Source organism: Amycolatopsis sp. cmx-4-61, assembly GCF_046548775.1.
In the GTDB taxonomy this organism is placed as follows: Bacteria; Actinomycetota; Actinomycetes; order Mycobacteriales; family Pseudonocardiaceae; genus Amycolatopsis.
Map to the genome: position 1 here is coordinate 54,436 of NZ_JAEBEI010000006.1, position 17,806 is coordinate 72,241.

Sequence of the window (17,806 nt, forward strand, 5' to 3'; positions counted from 1 at the left end):
GCCTCATTCGTGCGGCACCGGCCGGCCCGGCTGCTCCCCGCCCCGAGTCTCCCCGTAGGAGCGCTTGGGCACCATCACCTTGCGCCGGAAGATGCACACGATCGTGCCGTCCTGCTTGTAGCCGCGCGTCTCGACGTACACCACGCCGCGGTCGTCCTTGGACTTCGACGGCGTCTTGTCGAGCACTTCGGTCTCGCCGTAGATCGTGTCGCCGTGGAAGGTCGGCTTGACGTGCTTCAGCGACTCGACCTCGAGGTTCGCGATGGCCTTGCCGGAAACGTCGGGCACCGACATGCCCAGCAGCAGCGAGTAGACGTAGTTGCCGACGACGACGTTCTTGCCGAAGTCGGTCGTCTCCCCGGCGTAGTGCGCGTCCAGGTGCAGCGGGTGGTGGTTCATGGTGAGCAGGCAGAACAGGTGGTCGTCGTATTCGGTGACCGTTTTGCCCGGCCAGTGCTTGTAGACCGCACCGACCTCGAACTCCTCGTAGTACCGGCCGAACTGCACTCGTCTCTCCCGTTCCGCGTAACACCGCGTGAGCCTGGTCCGACACGCATCCGTGGTGAGGAGTACCCTCAACCATCGGTGTTCGCGCGTCAACGCGAGCCCCACCACTCTGGACCGGCTCGAAGGAGGTGAGGAACTCGATGAGTAGTGGCGATAGTCCGCTCCCTAGTAGTCCCAGCGTTCCCACCTCACCGGCCGGCCGGCTCATCTTCCGGTAGGCCTCCTCCCCACGGGGAACGCTGGTGCGTCGCCGGGCGGACAGTTTCCGCCCCTGGTCAGTCGTCTCGCTCGACCACGCACGACACCAGGAGATCCCATGCCTGCCATTCCCTCGCTCGGCGGCCTCCGCGGCCGCGGCAACAAGGCCGCCGCCGTCCCGGTGCGCCCGGTTCCGGTGCCGCTGTCCGCGTACGTCGTCGACTGCGCGGTGTACGTCGGCGGTGAACGCCTGCCCGGCCGCTGGACCCACTCCGAGGCGATCAAGGAAGTCCGGAAGCGGCACGAGGGGTTCGTCTGGATCGGGCTGCACGAGCCCGACGCGCAGCAGATCCAGGGCGTCGCGGACACGTTCGGGCTGCACGAGCTGGCGGTCGAGGACGCGCTCGAAGCGCACCAGCGGCCGAAGCTGGAGCGCTACGACGACACGCTGTTCCTGGTGGTCAAGACCGTGCGGTACGTCGAGCACGAGTCGCCGACGACGGCCAACGAGATCGTCGAGACCGGCGAGCTCATGGTGTTCCTCGGCCGCGACTTCGTCATCACGGTCCGGCACGGCAACCACTCCGGGCTGGCGCGGCTGCGCCGCGAGCTCGACGAGGACCCCGAGCGGCTGCAGCTGGGCCCGTCCGCGGTCGTGCACGCCATCGCCGACCACGTCGTCGACCACTACCTCGACGTCACGGGCCGGATCGAGAACGACATCGACGAGATGGAGGCGCAGGTCTTCGCGCCCCGCTCGCAGGTCAGCGCCGAGCAGATCTACCTGATGAAGCGGGAGGTCCTCGAGCTGCGCCGCGCGGTGATGCCGCTGGCCACGCCGATCCAGCGGCTGGCCGAGGGCTACACGCGGCTGGTGCCGGACGACGTCCGCTCGTACTTCCGCGACGTCGCCGACCACCTCACGACCGTGTCCGAACGCGTGGCGGCGTTCGACGAACTGCTGTCCACGCTGGTCGACGCGACCGTGGCGAAGATTTCCCTGCAGCAGAACACCGACATGCGCAAGATCACGTCGTGGGCGGCGATCATCACCGTGCCGACGATGATCGCGGGCATCTACGGGATGAACTTCGACTACCTCCCCGAACTGCACTGGAAGTTCGGGTACCCGCTGGTGATCACGGTGATCCTGGCGATCTGCCTGTTGCTGTACCGAATATTCCGGAAGAACGGCTGGCTGTAGGTCCCCTTCCTTTCCACCGGATTCCTTCGGAGAACTGTCATGTCCAGACTGCTTTCCAACCTCAAGTTCTGGGCGCTCGCGCTCAGCGTGCTGTGGATCGTCGTCATCACGTTCGTCATCGTCGCCGACCCCGGGTTCGCGCACGGCATGAAATAGCGCCGGGGCGTCGTACCCTGGGCGCATGCCGAAAGCGCTGGTCGTCTCCGACGAGGTCGACGAGCGGTTGTGGACCGACGCGGTCCGCGCCGTCTCCGTCGACCTCGTCATCGGCGCCGGCGACCTCCCCTACGACTACCTGGCCTTCCTGGCCGGCGCGCTCGACGTGCCGTGCGTGTTCGTGCCGGGCAACCACGACCCCGACCTGAGCGGCTACACGCGCTACGGCGGGCTGTCCATGAAGGACGGTTTCCCGACGGTCTGGCCCGGACCGGCGGGCGGCATCAACGCCGACGGCCGGGTCGTCGACGTCGCCGGCCTGCGGTTCGCCGGGCTCGGCGGCTCGATCCGCTACAACGAGGGGCCGAACCAGTGGACGCAGCGCCAGCAGGCGCGGCGGGCCCGCGGGCTGGTCCGGCGCGCCCGGTGGCGGCGGTGGCGCGACGGGCGGGACGTCGACATCCTGCTGACGCACTCGCCGCCGCTGCACCTGGGCGACCGCGCGGACCCGCCGCACCGCGGGTTCGCGTGCCTGCACCGGACGATCGAAGCGCTGCGCCCGAAGTGGCTGCTGCACGGGCACATCCACCCCCACGGCGAGCCGGTCCCGGACCGCGTCGCCGGCACGACCCGCATCCGCAACGTGGTGGGCCACCGGATCATGGAGTTCTGATGAAGGAAACGGGATTCCCCCGCGCCGACGCGGAAAACGACTTCCTCCGCGCGCGCCGCGGCCAGGTGCTCTCGCGGCTGTCGACGTGGCTGCGGCGCGAGCCCGACGACGTCAACATCATGCTGCCGTTCCACGAGGTGGTGGAGGCGCTCGGCTACCTCGGCGAGCACCGGATCGGGCTGCGGGTGATCAAGCTGGAGTCGATCGTCGGCACGGTCGACCGCAGCCGCGACTTCGACCGCCGCTTCCGCCCGACGTCGGCGCGCGTGCGCGAGCGCTGGGAACGCCTGGCGCTGGCCGCCCGCCGTGGCGAGGAGATCCCGCCGATCGAGGTCTACCGCGTCGGCGAACTGCACTTCATCATCGACGGCCACCACCGCGTGTCCGTGGCGATCGCCCAGGGACTGTCCACAATAGAGGCGTCGGTGACGGTGGTCCGGACCAAGCTGGCCCCGGGCGGCATCCGCCACCGCGGCGACCTGATCGTCAAGGACTACCGGCGCCTGTTCCTGGAGCGCGTCCCGCTGACCGGCCACGCGCGGGCGTCGGTGATCGTGTCGGACCCGTGGGACTACGCGAGGCTCGGCGAGCACGTGGAGGCGTGGGGGTTCCGCCTGATGCAGGACGAAGGCCGGTTCTGCGACCGGGCGAGCGTGGCCCAGCGCTGGTTCGAGGAGGAGTTCGTGCCGGTGGTGGGCATGCTGCGGCAGGCGGGCCTGATCGGCGACCGCACGGACGCCGAGGCCTACATGTCGTTGGCGGCCGAGCGCTACCGGCTGATCCGCACCCACCGCTGGGACGACGAGGTCATCGAGACGCTGCGGTCCCGGCAGCACTAGGCAGGTGGTAGACCACCAGCGTCTGCTCGGGCCGCTCGGCGACGTGGAACGCCGCGTGCGGCACGGTGAGCACGCCCAGCCGGGGGTGCCGGAGGCGCTTGTGGCCCGCTTGGCTGAACCGGACGTCGTACTGCGCCCACCACTCGCGCACCTCGGGGCTGGCCTCGGTCAGCTCGGCCACGAGCCGCGTCACGCGCGGGTGGCCGGGGTGCTGCCCGGCGATGGCCCGCAGGCGAGCCAGGACCGCACGCGCCTCCTGCGCCCAGTCGACCAGCACCTCGCGGGCGGCCGCCTCGGTGAACAGCCAGCGCACGATGTTGCCGCCCGGCCCGAGGCCCCGGAACAGCTCGCGGGCGGCGTCGTTGCACGCGAGGACGTCGTAGCAGATGCCCGTGACGTACGCGGGGTTGTCGCCCAGCAGCGCCGGGACACCCGCGACCTCGGGCGCGGCTTCTTCGCCGACGCTGTCCCCGGGCACCGCGCCGCCACCGGCGAGGCGGTGCAGGTGCTCCTGCTCGGCACCGGTCAGCCGCAGCGCCCGGGCCAGCGCGTCGAGCACCTGGCCGGAGGGGCGCACGTCACGGCCCTGCTCGAGGTAGGTGAGCCAGGTGGCGCTGATGCCGGCCAGCAGGGCCAGTTCCTCGCGGCGCAGCCCGGGGGTCCGGCGGCGGCCGGTGACCGGCAGGCCGGCGTCGGCCGGGGTCAGCCGCTCGCGGCGGCTGCGCAGGAACGCGCCGAGTTCGGTGCTCACCCTGGAACCTCCAGTACCAGAATAAGGCGATTCTGGATACCAGCTTAACGTCCGGCGAAGCTGGACCCATGCGAGCTTGGACTGTGACTGCGCAAAACGACGACGTCCGCCTTTCCGACGTCCCGGAACCCGTTCTCCAGGGCGGTGGCGTGCTCGTGGAGGTGCTTGCCGCGCACCTCCCGGCGTACACGAAGGCCGTGGTGCGGGGGAACCGCGGCGCCCTGCCGGTGCCCCTGACCCTGGGACCGTCCTGCCTCGGGCGCGTGCTCGACGTCGCCCCGGACGTCTTCCACGTCGCCCCGGGCGACATCGTGGCGGACACGGCGCTGCTCGACGCGGGCGAGGGCGACGAGGTCCTGGTGGGCTGGGTCGGCCTGGGCGGCTCCGGCGCCGGCAGCGAGCGCACGGATCGCCTGCGCGCGCTGTGGCGCAACGGCGTCTTCGCGGAGAAAGCGTTGTGCGCCAAGGAAACCCTGGTCAAGCTGCCCGACGCGGAGGCGTACCCGGACCTGGCCCGGCTGGCGTTCCTGCCGTGGCTGTGCATCGCCGCCTCTGGGGTGCACGCGGCGGGTCCGGTGGCCGGCCGCGACGTCGCGGTGATCGGGGCGACCGGTCAGCTGGGCGGTGCGGCGGTGCTCACGGCGCTGGCGGAGGGCGCGGCGACGGTGACGGCGGTGGGCCGCAACGAGAAAGCGCTCGCCCGGCTGGCCGCGCTCGGCCCGCGGGTGCGCACCCACCGGCTGACCGGCGACCGGGCGGCGGACGCCGCGGGGATCGGCCCGGTGGACGTGGCCGTCGACACGCTCGGCGCGGCGCCGTCGGCGGCAGCGACCATGGCCGCCTACGACAGCCTGCGGGTGCGCGGCACGCTGGTGCTCGTCGGCGGCGTGCGCCAGGACCTGCCCGTCCCGTACGGCGACCTGATGCACCGCAGGCTCACCCTGCGCGGCTCGTGGATGAGCGACGAGCGGACGGTGACGACGGTGTGGAACCTCGTCCGGTCCGGCGTGCTGGACCTCTCCGCGGTCGAGCTGCTGACGACCGGCCTCGACGATCCGGCGGCCGCCCTCGACCTGGCCGAGCGCACGACCGGCCTGGGTTTCGTGGCCCTGACCCCCTGACCGGGCGAGGTCCGGCACCGACAAAGGTCGTCGACGCTCATCGAGCCGGCAGGTCCCGAGCGCCCCAATGTGGCCTTGGTTGCGTCTGACGCACCCAATGTGGCCTTCGGTGCGTCTGACGCACCGAAGGCCACATTGGGGCGCTTGAGCCGGGCGCGGTCAACGAAACTTGGACGCGCGAAGCTAGAGGTCCAGTCCCGGTGTCAGCGCCAGCTGCCGCACCTGGTCGAGCGTCAGCGTCGGCTCCGGGCGCTGCTTCGGCAGCCGGACCCCCGTCTGCTGCAGTACCCCGCTGTTGACCGACCAGAACTGCACGTGCGCGTCCGGCGCCGCCAGGCCCACCCGGTTGGTCACGACGTCACCCGAGCGCAGCGTCGCCAGCCACAGCAAGCCTCGGGGCGTGGTTTCCGTGCGGCAGGTGAGCTCCTCCGGGTCGCCGCACGGCGGGCCGCCCGCGCCGCCGGGCAGGATCAGGAAGTACACCGAGCCCGTGCCCCGGGCGTCGGTCACCCGGACACCCATGTGGAACAGCGCGTCGCGCGGGGCCTTCCCGGCCGGGTCGGCGATCAGGCGGAACGGGTCCGCCGGTGGGGTCTCGCCGGGGATCGTCAACCGCGAGATCTGCGCCTCGGGCGGCAGCAGCGCGCGCACCGCCCGCCCCACGAGGCAGCTCAGGCGGTCGACCAGCGCCGCCCGCGTGTCCGTGGCGCCCGGGCACGCCGGGCCGGCCACCGGAGTGCGGTGCGGCAGCACCACCACCGCCAGCCCGAGGGCCAGCACGACCACGCACACCGCCGCCGCGGCCGTGAGCACGCGCTGCCGACGCACCCGGCGGGCCGCCGCCAGCACCGCGTCGCCGGACAGGCCGATCGGCGGCTCGGCTTCGGTCACGTAGGCCGTCAGCAGGGACCGGACGTCGTCCATCACGCCTCCTCCGTCGTCGGCGCCGGCAGGGCCGCGCGCAGGGCTTCGACCCCGCGGGCCGTCTGGGACTTGACCGTTCCTTCGGCGACCCCCAGCAGCGCCGCCACCTCGCTCACCGGAAGGTCTTCGAGGAACCGCAGGACGACCATCGCGCGCTGCCGGGGCGTCAGCCCGCCCAGCGCGCGCTCGACGTCGAGGCGCAGCGGCGTGTCCCGGCTCGGTGGCGACTCCCGCTCCGGCACCGCCGACGTCACGTACTCGCGGCCGTGCGCCCGCCGCCCGGCCAGGAACAGGTTCAGCAGGATGCGGCGCGCGTAGGCGTCGACGGTGTCCGGCCGCACCCGCCGCCAGCGCCGGTACAGCTGGACGAACATGGTCTGGACCAGGTCTTCGGCCGCGTGCCAGTCGCCGCAGAGCGCGAACGCCACCCGGCGGAACCGCTGGACCCGCGCGGCGAAGTACTCGCTGAATTCGGCGTCTGGAGGCACACCCCTATTAGGGCGCCGGGCCCGCGAAAGGTTCAAGTGTCCCCCGTGCGAGCTACGTGCGGGTGTCCACTCGCTGGTGACGATTCCGGCTCGCCGCCTCCCTAGCGTTCTTCCCAGGCCGCGGGGCTTCCGCCGCGGGTGAGGCGAAGGGGTTTTTCATGAGGGTCGTCTGGCAGCTGCTGGCCGTGGCCGCAGTCGCGTTCGTCGGGCAGCTGGCGGTGTCCGCGGTGGACGGGAATCCGTGGCTCACGCTGATCCTGGGCGCGCTGACCGCCGTGCTCGCCGTGCTGGCGTACCGGTGGGTCGTGCGGAAGACCGAGCAGCGCCCGGTCACCGAGCTCGCCGGGCCCGGTGCCGGGCTCGCGCTCGGCCGGGGGACGCTGATCGGGCTCGCACTGTTCGGGCTCGTCATCGCGAACATCGCCCTCCTCGGGGACTACGACGTCCGGGGCTGGGGCTCCGTGCCCGGCGCCGTGGGGCAGATCGGCTTCATGGCCGCCGCCGCGGTCACCGAGGAGCTGCTGTTCCGCGGGATCCTGTTCCGGTTCGCCGAAAAGTGGACCGGCACGTGGCTCGCGCTGGTGCTGACCGGCGTGCTGTTCGGCCTGATGCACCTGGTCAACCCGCACGCGACCCTGTGGGGCGCGCTCGCCATCGCGATCGAGGCCGGCGGCCTGCTGACCGCCGCGTACGTCGCCACGCGCAAGCTGTGGCTGCCGATCGGCCTGCACTTCGGCTGGAACTTCGCCGCCGCCGGGATCTTCGGCACGGAGGTCTCCGGCAACGGCACCCCGCAGGGCCTGCTCGACGCCGTCACGTCGGGGCCGTCGATCATCACCGGCGGCGACTTCGGCCCGGAAGGCAGCCTCTACTCGGTGCTGTTCTGCGTCCTGGCGGCGAGCGCGTTCCTGTGGGTGGGCCGGCGCCGCGGCCGTCTGGTGCCCCGTCGCCGTGCCGAGCGGGCCGACGCCGTCACTACACTTTCCCGGTGATCGATCACCGGGCGGCCGTGGCGCGGTGGCGCCGGCTCGACGTCGTGGTCCGCGACCTGCCGCTCGGGTTGCTGTTCCTGACGACCGCGTTCCTGCCGGTGCTGCAGAGCCACGGCACGCAGCTGGGCGGCGTGCCGGAACGCCCCTTCGACGCGCTGGCCGTCGTGGTGGTCGCCGTCGAAGGCCTCCCGCTCGCCGTGCGGCGGCGGTGGCCGGCCCTGTGCCTGACGCTGGTGGCGCTCGGCTTCGCCGTCGACCAGCTCCGCGGCTACCACACGGTCGCCGGCACCGCGCTCGGCATCGCGCTGGTGAGCGCCGGCGCCCACCTGGAACGGCGCCGGCGCACCACCGCGCTCGTGTTCTCCTTGGCGTACGCGGCATTGGCGATCGCCTTGGCCCACTTCGGTTCGGAACCGACGTCGGAGTTCGTGACGTTCTTCCTGCTGCTGGTGTTCGCGTGGGGCATCGGGGCCTGGCTGCGCACCACCCGCGCCGCGGAAGCCGGGCAGCGCCGCCGCGTCGCCGACGACACGCGGGCCACCGAGCGCGCCGCCATCGCCCGCGAGCTCCACGACGTCGTCACCCACCACGTGACGGCGATGGTCGTGCAGGCCGAGGCGGCCCGGTACCTCACCGCCGCGCCCGACCGGCTCGACCAGACCCTGACGGCGATCACCGACACGGGCCGGCGGGCCATCACGGATCTGCGGCACCTGCTGGACCTGCTCAACCCCGGCCACGAGCCGCGGACGCCGTCCCCGGGCGGGCTCCGGGCGCTCGTCGAGCAGGCCCGCCAGGCGGGGCAGCCGGTGGAGTTCACCGAGGAGGGCACGCCCGCGGAGTCCGCCGGCAGCGCCGATCTGGTGGCCTACCGGGTCGTGCAGGAAGCCCTGACGAACGCCCTCAAGCACGCCCGAGGCAGCCACACCGCGGTCGAAGTGCACCACGGCGACCGGGAAATCGCCGTCGCGGTCCGCACGAGTGGCGCCGGGAGCGTGTCCCCCGGTGGGAGCGGCCGCGGCCTCGCCGGGCTCCGGGAGCGGGTCGGCGTCCTGGGCGGCGACTTCAGCGCGGGGTCTTCCGGCGGCGGCTTCGTCGTGACCGCCCGGATCCCGACGGGGAACCCGGCGTGAGCGCGCCGATCCGGGTCCTGGTCTGCGACGACCAGATGCTGATCCGCACCGGGCTGGTGACGATCATCGGCGCCCAGCCCGATTTCGAGGTGGTCGGCGAGTGCGGCGACGGGCGCGCCGCGGTCGACCTCGCGGCCCGGCTGCGCCCGGACGTCGTCGTGATGGACGTGCGGATGCCGGTGCTCGACGGCATCGAGGCCACCCGCCTGCTGGCCGGGGCCGGCGTGCCGCACCCGGTCAAGGTGCTCGTGCTGACGACGTTCAACCTCGACGAGTACGTCTACGAGGCCTTGCGCGCGGGTGCGAGCGGGTTCCTGCTCAAGGACGCCCCGCCGGACCGGCTGCTGCACGGCATCCGGACCGTGGCCACGGGCGCGGCCCTGCTGGACCCGGACGTGACGCGGCGGCTGGTGGGTCGCCACGCCGCCCGGATCCGGCCCGCGCCGGACGCCGCCCCGGACGTCCCGCTGACCCCGCGCGAGCTGGAGGTCCTGCGCCTGCTCGCGGACGGCCTCTCCAACAGCGAGATCGCGGAGCGGCTGGTGATCAGCCAGGAGACCGTGAAGACGTTCGTGTCGCGCATCCTGACCAAACTGGACCTGCGCGACCGCGTCCAGGCCGTCGTCTACGCCTACCGCCACGGCCTGGTGACGTGAACGGGCCTCCCGCCGGGAGGCCCGTCCACGCACGAGGAACTACATGTGCACGGCGCCCGGCGCCGCTTCGCCCTTCGGGACGCCCGGGCGCAGCAGCAGGCCGCTGAGCACCGCTCCCGCCACGTAGATCACCGCGGCCCAGGTGAACGCCGTCGTGTAACTCTCGATCGACGCCTCGGCCGCCAGCTGCGGCGTCGGGGCCTTGCCCTCGAGGTAGGCCGCGGCCGCGTTGCCGGCCAGCGTCGACAGCAGTGCCGTGCCGATCGAACCGCCGACCTGCTGCATCGTGTTGACCGCCGCGGACGCGACACCCGCGTCGTGCGCTTCGACGCCGAAGGTCGCGACGCTCATCGCCGGCGCCATCGCGAGCCCGATGCCGAAGCCCATCACCAGGAGCGGGCCGAGGACACCGGAGGCGTACGTGCTGTCGAGGCCGATGCCGCTCAGCCAGAACAAGCCGGCGGCGGCGATCGCCATGCCGGTCGGCACCAGCGGCCGCGGGCCGACCCGCGGCAGCAGCACGGCCGTCGCCGTCGTGGCCGCCAGCATCAGCGTCGCCACCATCGGCAGGAACCCGAAGCCGCTCTGGATCGGCGTGAACCGCAGGTTCTGCTGCACGTAGAACGTCAGGAACAGGAAGATCGCGAACATCCCGATGGCGAGCAGGAACATCGCCAGGTACGAGCCGCCGCGGTCCCGGTCGAGCAGCACGCGCAGCGGCAGCAGCGGGTGCTCGACGCGCTGCTGCAGCCACACGAACACGCCCAGCAGCACCACACCGCCGGCCAGGAAGCCCCACACCGACACCGACGACCAGGAGTCCGACTCGGCGTTGGCGAAGCCGTAGACCAGCGCGAACAGGCCGGCCGACGCCGTCACCGTGCCCGGCAGGTCGAGCTTCGGCCGCGGGCCGGCGTCCTTCTGGTTGCGCAGCAGGACCGAGCTGCCGACGAACGCGACCACCGCGAAGATGATGTTGACGAACATGCACCAGCGCCAGTCGAGGTACTCGGTGAGCACCCCGCCGAGCAGCAGCCCGACCGCCGCGCCGCCACCGCCGATGGCGCCGAACACGCCGAACGCGCGCCCGCGTTCCTTCGGGTCGGTGAACGTCGTGGTCAGCAGCGAAAGCGTGGCGGGCGCCAGCAGCGCGCCGAACACGCCCTGCGCCGCGCGGGCGATGAGCAGCATCTCGATGTTGGTCGCGAAGCCGCCGAGCGCGGACACCGCGGCGAAGCCGGCCAGGCCGACCAGGAGGGTGTTCTTGCGGCCGAAGAGGTCCGCGAGCCGCCCGCCGAGCAGCAGGAGGCTGCCGAACGCGAGTGCGTAGGCCGTCACGACCCACTGCCGGGCGTCGTTGGAGAAGCCCAGGTCGAGCTGGGCGGACGGCAGCGCGATGTTCACGACGGTCGCGTCCAGCACGACCATCAGCTGCGCGATGCCGATCATCACCAGGATCAGCCAGCGTCTGGCGTGGTGCGGGTTTTCGGCGTTGGCGACGGCGCGCGTGTCCCCCGACGGCGCGACGACGAGTGTGGACTCGGGCATGGGGTGTCCTCACAGAAGGTGATCACAAGATTATGTGGAGTAGGTATCTCCCCTTACTCGCCCCAAGGTACACAAGAACCGGAGACGGCGCCTCTACTTCACGGGTTAGACTGGACCCCATGGCACGGGACGCTGGTCCCGCCGCACCGGCGCGGCCGCTGCGGCGTGACGCTGAACTCAACCGCCGTCGCATCCTCGCGTCGGCCCGCGAAGTGTTCGGCCGGCGCGGGCTCGAGGCCACGCTGGACGACATCGCCCACCACGCCGGTCTCGGCGTCGGCACGGTCTACCGCCGCTTCCCCAGCAAGGAACACCTGGTCGAGGCGATGTTCGCGGAGCGGATGGAGGAGATCGGCGACCTCGCCGCGGAGGCGCTGAAGGCCGAGGACGCGTGGCAGGCGTTCGTCGACTTCACGTGGAAAGCGGCCGAACTGCACTCGGGCGACCGCGGCCTGCGCGAGATCATGCTGTCCAACAAGTTCGGCCACGAGCACGTCGCCGAAGAAAAAGCCCGCATGGTGCCGTTGATCACAAAGCTCGTCGAGCGGGCGAAGGCGGCGGGCGGGCTGCGGGCCGACTTCGCCCCGACGGACCTCCCGCTCGTGCACATGATGATCGGCTCGGTGGTGGAGTACACCTGCACGGTGGAGCCGGACCTGTGGCGCCGCTGCCTGGCGATGCTGCTGGACGGCCTGCGCGCCGAACCGGGCCGGGCGTCGGTCCTGCCGCATCCCCCGCTCGACGAGCAGGAGATCGACGAAGCGATGTCCTGCTGGCGCCCCTGACCGCCGGGCGCACGGCAGTGCGCCGGTGATCGCCTCGGATCACCGGCGGCCGACGAGAAAGCCGTTATTCGGCCGGGATGACCGCCCAGAGGATCAGGTAGGCCACGAACTGCGGCCCGGGCAGCAGGCAGGACAGCACGGCCAGCAGCCGCACGGTGCCGGGCTTCATGCCGTACCGCTGGGCCAGGCCCGCGCAGACGCCGCCGATCATGCGGCCGTGGCGCGGGCGGGACAGTGACCTGCCGGTGACCGGTGCGCTCATCGTCGTTTCCCTTTCCTCGAAGTTCCGATATCTCCACTTCACCACCGGAGTACCCGCTTCCGCATCGCTCGCGGGATGGATCGCTCCCTTAGGGGACGACAAATCCGAAAAAGCTTCAACAATCCCGCGGCCGTGCCCCGGAAAGCGCCTGAACTGCCCGTTCGCCGCGAAAAGTGGGGAAGATAGTGAGAGATGTCCCCGTCAGGGCTGGTTTTTCCGCGTGATGTGGTGATACTTGCACCCCGTGTACCCGCGTCCGAAACGCTTGGCCGTCGCGCTGCTCTGCGCCCTCCTCGCCGGCGGCTGCGCCACGACCCGGGCCGAGCCCACGCCGGATCCCGGGCCCACTCCGCTGACCGCGGCCGGCGCGCTCGGCGACTTCGGCACCGTCGACTACTGCAGCCTGCTGAACGTGCCGGCGGTGGCGCCCGGCGCGGTCGCCGTCCCGACGTTCGAAAGCTGCCACGCCGAAGCCGGCCCCCGCACGATCCTCGTCGGGCCGCTGGCGTTCGACTCCGACCCGAACCTCAAGCCCTACGACTACCCCGGCCAGGTGCCCGACGGTGTCGCGATCCAGCAGTCGATGTTCAACGACCGCAGCGCGTGCACCCGCGCCATCACCTTCGCCGACGGCAACCGGCTCGACCTGTCGGTCACCGACGGCACCGACGACCAGGCCGCCCGCTGCGGTGTCGCGGACGCCGCCGTCGGCTCGGCGCTGGCCGCGATCACCACGCACCGGGTCGGGCACCTGACCTTCCCCGACCGGTCGTGGGGCCGGGTGGCGCCCTGCGTCCTGCTCGACGACCACGCCCTCGACGGCGCCGCCGGCCCCGCCAGCCGGCCGGCGACCGGCCTGTCCGGGCACAGCTGCATCCGCGGCAAGGTGAGCCTGAAACTGACGGTGGAGACGGGGGAGACGGTGGAGACCCCGCCCGAAACCCTCAGCGGCCGCGAGGCACGGGTCCGGGTGACCGGCGCGTTCTGCCTGGTCGACACGACGCAGCCGGCCCCGGGCCTGCCGGGGCGCCGCGAACTGGCCGAAATCAGCGTCGTCGAGACCGCCGGCACCGCGGGTGACGCCACGTGCGCCCAGGCCCGCACCGCGGCGAACGCGATCTTCCCCCGCCTCCCGGCGCCGTGAAACCCGGGAAAGCCGGGAAAGCCACCTCGGGGAGCTCAGAGCTCCTCGAGGTGGCCTTCCCGAACCCGGTCAGTCCTCGTAGGTGAGGTTCTTGCCGTTCGAAGGGTCGAACAGCTTGATCTTGTCCGCGTCGTACCAGAACTGCAGGTCCGCGTTATCCTTCGCGGCCGACTCCGCGGAGAGGCGGGCCACGATCTGGGACTCCGCGCCCGGGACGTCCGACGATCCGCTGTCCGCGGCCAGCTCGGCCAGCTCTTCGGACGTCGCCGTCTCGCCTTCCAGCGTGAAGTGGGCGAACTTCTCCGAACCCATCGACTCGAGCACGTCGATGTGCGCGGTGAACGTGGCGCCGGGGGTCTGGACCAGCGCCGCGTCCTCGAAGTGCTCCGGCCGGATGCCGACGATGACGTCGCGGGGCGCGTTCGCCCGCTCCACCAGCTGCCGGACGCGGTCGGTGAGCGGCGTCGTGCCCAGTGCACTGCGCAGCTCGTTGTTCTCCATCGTCGCCGGGACGAAGTTCATCGACGGCGAGCCGATGAACCCGGCCACGAACAGGTTCGCCGGGTTGTCGTAGAGGAACTGCGGCGAGCCGATCTGCTGCACGTACCCGGCCCGCAGCACCACGACCCGGTCGCCCAGCGTCATGGCTTCGGTCTGGTCGTGCGTCACGTACAGCGTCGTCGTCCCGAGCTGCTTCTGGATCTTCGACACCGACGTGCGCATCTGGCCGCGCAGCTTGGCGTCCAGGTTGGACAGCGGCTCGTCCATCAGGAACGCCTTCGGGCTGCGGACGATCGCCCGGCCCATCGCGACGCGCTGGCGCTGGCCACCGGAGAGGTTGGCCGGCTTGCGGTCCAGGTGCGCGGTCAGGTCGAGGATCTTCGCCGCCTCTTCGACCTTCGCCCGCACCGTCTTGTCGTCGACCTTGGCCAGCCGCAGCGGGAAGGCCATGTTCTCCCGGACGCTCATGTGCGGGTAGAGCGCGTAGGACTGGAACACCATGGCGATGTCCCGGTCCTTCGGGGCCTTCTCGTTGACGCGCTGCCCGTCGATCCGCAGCTCGCCGGCGGAGATGTCCTCCAGCCCGGCCACCATGTTCAGCGTCGTCGACTTCCCGCAGCCGGACGGGCCGACCAGGATGATGAACTCGCCGTCGGCGATGGTGATGTCCACTTCGGACACGGCGAGGGCGCCGTCGGGGTACTTCTTCGACACCTTGTCGAGCACGATCTCTGCCATAGCGCTACCCCTTCACCGCACCGGAGGTCAGCCCCGCCACGATGCGACGCTGGAAGAACAACACGAACACAATGATCGGGATGGTGATCACGACCGCGGCCGCGCACACCTGCCCGGTCGGGTCCTCGAACTGCGAGGACCCGGTGAAGAACGACAGCGCCGCCGGCACCGTGCGCGACGCCGTGGTCGACGTCAGCGAGATGGCGAACAGGAAGTCGTTCCAGCAGAAGATGAACACCAGGATCGCCGTGGTGAACACGCCGGGCGCGGCCAGCGGCGCGATCACCCGGCGGAACGCCTGGGCCGGCGTCGCGCCGTCCATCTTCGCCGCCTTCTCCAGCTCCCACGGGATTTCGCGGAAGAACGCCGACAGCGTGTAGATCGACAGCGGCAGTGCGAACGTGATGTAGGGCAGAATCAGCCCCGGCCACGTGTCGAACAGCCCGATGTTCCGCTCGATGTTGAACAGCGGCGTCACCAGTGACACCTGCGGGAACATCGCGATCAGCAGCGACAGCCCGACGAGGGCCTGCTTGCCGGGGAAGTCCAGCCGGGCGACCGCGTACGCGGCCATCGTGCCCAGCACCACCGCGATCACGGTCGAGATGATCGCGATGCCGATGGAGTTGACCAGCGCCAGCAGGAACTCCGACGTCTGGAAGATGTCCGCGTAGTTCTGCCAGGTCCACGACTGCGGGACGAACGACCCGTCGGTGATCGTGTCCTTGGTCTTGAACGACAGCGAAACCACCCAGAGCACCGGCACCAGCGCGAACACCAGCACGAGGATGTCGACGAGGCCCCACCTGACCTTGCGGCCCGTCGTGACGGTTCCCATCGTCATCAGCGCTTACCCCCGTTGTCCGAACCCGGTGCGGCCGTGCCGAACACCTTGATGAAGATGAACGCGATGATCGCCACCGTGATGAAGATCAGCACCGCCATCGTCGACCCGATGCCGAGGTTGAGGCCCTTGACCAGGTTGTCGTAGGTCTGCATGGACACCGACCCGGTGTCCTGCGCGCCGTTGGTGAGCACGTAGATGTTGTCGAAGATGCGGAACGCGTCGAGCGTGCGGAACAGCAGCGCGACCAGGATCGCCGGCTTCATCACCGGCAGCATCACCTTGGTGAACCGCTGCCACGCGCTTGCGCCGTCCATCGCGGCGGCCTTGAGCAGGTCGTCCGGCACCAGCGCCAGACCGGCCATCAGCAGCAGCGCCATGAACGGCGTGGTCTTCCACACCTCGGCGCCGATGATGATGAACAGCGAGGGCCACTGCTCGGTCAGCGGGGCCGCGTCCGAGGCGAGCATGTTCGCCAGGTAACCGGTCTTCGGCGTCCACGCGTAGTACCACGAAAACGCCGCGACGACCGTGACGATGCCGTACGGGATCAGCGCGACGGTGCGGACCAGGCCGCGGCCGACGAGCGTCCGGTGCATGATCAGCGCCAGCGCCATGCCGAGCACGAACTCGATCGCCACCGACACGACGGTCAGGAGCATCGTGGTGCCGAACGCCGTCCACCAGTACGAACTGGACAGCACGGCCGCGTAGTTGTCGAAGCCGACGAACTGCTGCTGCGACGGGAACCGCAGGTCGTACCGCTGCAGCGACAGCCAGATCGAGTAGAGGATCGGGTAGCCGGTGACCGCGATCATCACGATGAACGCGGGTGCGCACAGCCACAGCCCGAGCCGCCGCTCGGCCTTCTTCCCTTCGGAGAGGGCGGGTTTGCCCGGCTTGCGGGTCGTCGCCTCCTCGGCGACGGTGGCCCCGGCCGGGGTCGAGTCCTGGACGGTCACGGGATCACTCCCTTCGACTGGAGCGCGTCACCGAGCTGCTCGCGCAGCTTGGCCGCGGTGGCCTGCGGGTCGATGTCCGACGGCGGCGAAAGGATCTTCGACATGACCGTCGAGGCGTTCTGGTACGCCGGGGTCAGCGGGCGCACCGCGGCGGTCTTCAGCGCCGCGAGGATGGCCTCGCGCATCGGGTACTGGATCGCCATGTTCGGGTTGTCGGCCGACGCCGGCTTGCTCGGATCGAGCGGAACGTCGTTGTGGTACACCGATTCGATGCTCGGCGGCACGCCGTCGTTGATCGCCGAGATCTTCTGGCTTTCCGGGCTGCGCAGGCACAGCGCCGCCTCGAAGGCCTCCGGCTTGTGCTGCGAATAGGTGCTGACGGCCAGGTCGAACCCGCCGATCGTGGTCCGGGCGGGCACACCGGGCGCGGCCGCCGGGTAGACCGCCCACTTGAAGTGCGGCAGGTCCGCCTTCTTGTCCTTGGCGTAGGCGGCGTAGACGTAGGGCCAGTTGAGCTCGAACGCCGCCTGGCCGCGCTGGAACGCCTGCCGGATGTCGTCTTCCTTCATGTTGCTCAGCGACGGGTCGGTGAGCCCGGAGGTCGAGACCTTCTTGAGCAGCTCCAGCGCCTTCACGGCCCCGTCGTCCATCACCACGGACTTGCCGTCGTCGGACAGGATGTGCCCGCCCATCGACGCGACCAGCGTGTTGTAGAAGACCACCAGGCCTTCGTACTGCGCGCCGGTGAACACGATCTGGTAGGGCTTGCCCTGGGACTTGAGCTCCTGGGACTTCTGCATCATCTCGTCCCACGTCGCCGGCGGTTTCGGCGTGACGCGGTCGTCGTACCAGAGCAGCTGCACGTTGGTGTTCTTCGTGGCCGCGTACAGCTTCCCGTTGTGGGTCGCCGTGTCCAGCGGTCCCTGCAGCACGCCCTGCGACGCCTCGGTCTTGTTCTGCCCGGTCCACTCCTCGGCCCAGCCGGCTTCGGCGAACTCCGAAACCCACGTCACGTCGAGGCCCAGGATGTCCATGGCGGTGTCACCCGCCGCCAGCCGGCGCGCCATCTGCAGCCGCTGGTCGTCCGCCCCGCGGGGCAGCTTGTTGTAGATGATCTCGTACTTGCCCGCCGCTTTCTGGTTGCAGCCGTCGACAACCTTCTGGAAGTTGTCCTCGGGCGACATGTAGACGTTGATCTTGAGCCCGGAACTCGTCGCGCAACCGGCGAGCACGCCGGTCACCAATGCCCCTGCCCCCAGCAGGACGGCGGTGCGGCCGGGCGACCGTCCTCGTTTGCCCGCGCCGATCCTCTTCCCCATAAGGCCTCCTCACCCGCGTGCACGCCGGTTACCGCGGGACCCGGTGGGCACCGCGACGCGA

19 protein-coding genes are annotated in these 17,806 nt (G+C 70.8%); 9 read left to right on the top strand and 10 right to left on the bottom strand.

Going from position 1 to position 17,806, the window contains the following annotated elements; translation table 11 throughout:
* Nucleotides 1–3: 3 nt before the first annotated feature.
* On the bottom strand, nucleotides 4–507 hold the full coding sequence (locus tag ACLJOU_RS19175; RefSeq protein WP_410569008.1) for a MaoC family dehydratase: 504 nt from the start codon (nucleotides 505–507) through the stop codon (nucleotides 4–6).
* A 316-nt stretch (nucleotides 508–823) separates the two neighbouring features.
* Here ACLJOU_RS19175 and corA point away from each other — a divergent pair, with 316 nt between their 5' ends.
* From corA to ACLJOU_RS19190, 3 genes are all read left to right on the top strand, one after another.
* Entirely contained in the window at nucleotides 824–1,909 is a 1,086-nt protein-coding gene (gene corA / locus ACLJOU_RS19180; RefSeq protein WP_410569009.1) for a magnesium/cobalt transporter CorA, read from the top strand.
* 181 nt (nucleotides 1,910–2,090) lie between these two features.
* Entirely contained in the window at nucleotides 2,091–2,738 is a 648-nt protein-coding gene (locus tag ACLJOU_RS19185; protein ID WP_410569010.1) for a metallophosphoesterase family protein, read from the top strand.
* Entirely contained in the window at nucleotides 2,738–3,577 is an 840-nt protein-coding gene (locus ACLJOU_RS19190; protein ID WP_410569011.1) for a chromosome partitioning protein ParB, read from the top strand. The genes ACLJOU_RS19185 and ACLJOU_RS19190 overlap by 1 nt, the downstream gene beginning before the upstream one ends.
* Here the strand turns inward: ACLJOU_RS19190 and ACLJOU_RS19195 are convergent.
* A complete protein-coding gene (locus ACLJOU_RS19195; protein WP_410569012.1) occupies nucleotides 3,546–4,328 on the bottom strand; it encodes a helix-turn-helix transcriptional regulator in 783 nt (260 codons plus the stop codon). The two genes, ACLJOU_RS19190 and ACLJOU_RS19195, sit on opposite strands and share 32 nt — an antisense overlap.
* Before the next feature lie 83 nt (nucleotides 4,329–4,411).
* Here ACLJOU_RS19195 and ACLJOU_RS19200 point away from each other — a divergent pair, with 83 nt between their 5' ends.
* Nucleotides 4,412–5,449: a zinc-binding dehydrogenase gene (locus ACLJOU_RS19200; RefSeq protein ID WP_410569013.1), complete on the top strand. Its 1,038-nt coding sequence runs from the start codon at nucleotides 4,412–4,414 to the stop codon at nucleotides 5,447–5,449.
* A 183-nt stretch (nucleotides 5,450–5,632) separates the two neighbouring features.
* On the opposite strand, the gene ACLJOU_RS19205 is transcribed toward ACLJOU_RS19200, so the two are convergent.
* Nucleotides 5,633–6,373, bottom strand: coding sequence for a hypothetical protein (locus ACLJOU_RS19205; protein ID WP_410569014.1), 741 nt, complete (start codon nucleotides 6,371–6,373; stop codon nucleotides 5,633–5,635).
* Nucleotides 6,373–6,861: a SigE family RNA polymerase sigma factor gene (locus ACLJOU_RS19210; protein WP_410569015.1), complete on the bottom strand. Its 489-nt coding sequence runs from the start codon at nucleotides 6,859–6,861 to the stop codon at nucleotides 6,373–6,375. The genes ACLJOU_RS19205 and ACLJOU_RS19210 overlap by 1 nt, the downstream gene beginning before the upstream one ends.
* 158 nt (nucleotides 6,862–7,019) lie before the next feature.
* Between ACLJOU_RS19210 and ACLJOU_RS19215 the strand changes: the two genes are divergently transcribed.
* From ACLJOU_RS19215 to ACLJOU_RS19225, 3 genes are read left to right on the top strand one after another with little or no spacing between them, the layout of a single operon-like run.
* Nucleotides 7,020–7,853, top strand: a complete 834-nt coding sequence (locus ACLJOU_RS19215) for a CPBP family intramembrane glutamic endopeptidase (RefSeq protein ID WP_410569016.1) — start codon at nucleotides 7,020–7,022, stop codon at nucleotides 7,851–7,853.
* Nucleotides 7,850–8,986 carry a sensor histidine kinase gene (locus tag ACLJOU_RS19220; RefSeq protein ID WP_410569017.1) on the top strand — a complete coding sequence of 379 codons (1,137 nt, stop codon included), beginning with the start codon at nucleotides 7,850–7,852 and terminating at the stop codon, nucleotides 8,984–8,986. Before ACLJOU_RS19215 ends, ACLJOU_RS19220 begins: the two co-directional genes overlap by 4 nt.
* Complete coding sequence (locus tag ACLJOU_RS19225; RefSeq protein ID WP_410569018.1) at nucleotides 8,983–9,642, top strand: response regulator; 660 nt, start codon at nucleotides 8,983–8,985, stop codon at nucleotides 9,640–9,642. Before ACLJOU_RS19220 ends, ACLJOU_RS19225 begins: the two co-directional genes overlap by 4 nt.
* Nucleotides 9,643–9,681: 39 nt before the next feature.
* On the opposite strand, the gene ACLJOU_RS19230 is transcribed toward ACLJOU_RS19225, so the two are convergent.
* A complete protein-coding gene (locus ACLJOU_RS19230; protein WP_410569019.1) occupies nucleotides 9,682–11,190 on the bottom strand; it encodes an MFS transporter in 1,509 nt (502 codons plus the stop codon).
* A 119-nt stretch (nucleotides 11,191–11,309) separates the two neighbouring features.
* On the opposite strand from ACLJOU_RS19230, the gene ACLJOU_RS19235 reads away from it, so the two are divergent.
* Nucleotides 11,310–11,975: a TetR/AcrR family transcriptional regulator gene (locus tag ACLJOU_RS19235; RefSeq protein WP_410569020.1), complete on the top strand. Its 666-nt coding sequence runs from the start codon at nucleotides 11,310–11,312 to the stop codon at nucleotides 11,973–11,975.
* A gap of 64 nt (nucleotides 11,976–12,039) precedes the next feature.
* On the opposite strand, the gene ACLJOU_RS19240 is transcribed toward ACLJOU_RS19235, so the two are convergent.
* Nucleotides 12,040–12,237, bottom strand: coding sequence for a PspC domain-containing protein (locus ACLJOU_RS19240; RefSeq protein ID WP_410569021.1), 198 nt, complete (start codon nucleotides 12,235–12,237; stop codon nucleotides 12,040–12,042).
* A gap of 277 nt (nucleotides 12,238–12,514) precedes the next feature.
* Between ACLJOU_RS19240 and ACLJOU_RS19245 the strand changes: the two genes are divergently transcribed.
* Nucleotides 12,515–13,381 carry a hypothetical protein gene (locus ACLJOU_RS19245; protein ID WP_410569321.1) on the top strand — a complete coding sequence of 289 codons (867 nt, stop codon included), beginning with the start codon at nucleotides 12,515–12,517 and terminating at the stop codon, nucleotides 13,379–13,381.
* A gap of 69 nt (nucleotides 13,382–13,450) precedes the next feature.
* Here ACLJOU_RS19245 and ACLJOU_RS19250 read toward each other — a convergent pair whose 3' ends face one another.
* Genes ACLJOU_RS19250 through ACLJOU_RS19265 form a run of 4 tightly spaced genes read right to left on the bottom strand, consistent with a single transcriptional unit; the run spans nucleotide 13,451 to nucleotide 17,745 of the window.
* The gene (locus tag ACLJOU_RS19250) at nucleotides 13,451–14,620 is read right to left on the bottom strand and encodes an ABC transporter ATP-binding protein (RefSeq protein ID WP_410569022.1); all 1,170 of its coding nucleotides are present in this window, start codon (nucleotides 14,618–14,620) and stop codon (nucleotides 13,451–13,453) included.
* Nucleotides 14,621–14,624: 4 nt separating this feature from the next.
* A complete protein-coding gene (locus ACLJOU_RS19255; protein WP_410569023.1) occupies nucleotides 14,625–15,464 on the bottom strand; it encodes a carbohydrate ABC transporter permease in 840 nt (279 codons plus the stop codon).
* Complete coding sequence (locus ACLJOU_RS19260; protein WP_410569024.1) at nucleotides 15,464–16,426, bottom strand: carbohydrate ABC transporter permease; 963 nt, start codon at nucleotides 16,424–16,426, stop codon at nucleotides 15,464–15,466. The genes ACLJOU_RS19255 and ACLJOU_RS19260 overlap by 1 nt, the downstream gene beginning before the upstream one ends.
* Nucleotides 16,423–17,745, bottom strand: coding sequence for an ABC transporter substrate-binding protein (locus ACLJOU_RS19265; protein ID WP_410569025.1), 1,323 nt, complete (start codon nucleotides 17,743–17,745; stop codon nucleotides 16,423–16,425). Before ACLJOU_RS19265 ends, ACLJOU_RS19260 begins: the two co-directional genes overlap by 4 nt.
* Nucleotides 17,746–17,806: the final 61 nt, after the last annotated feature.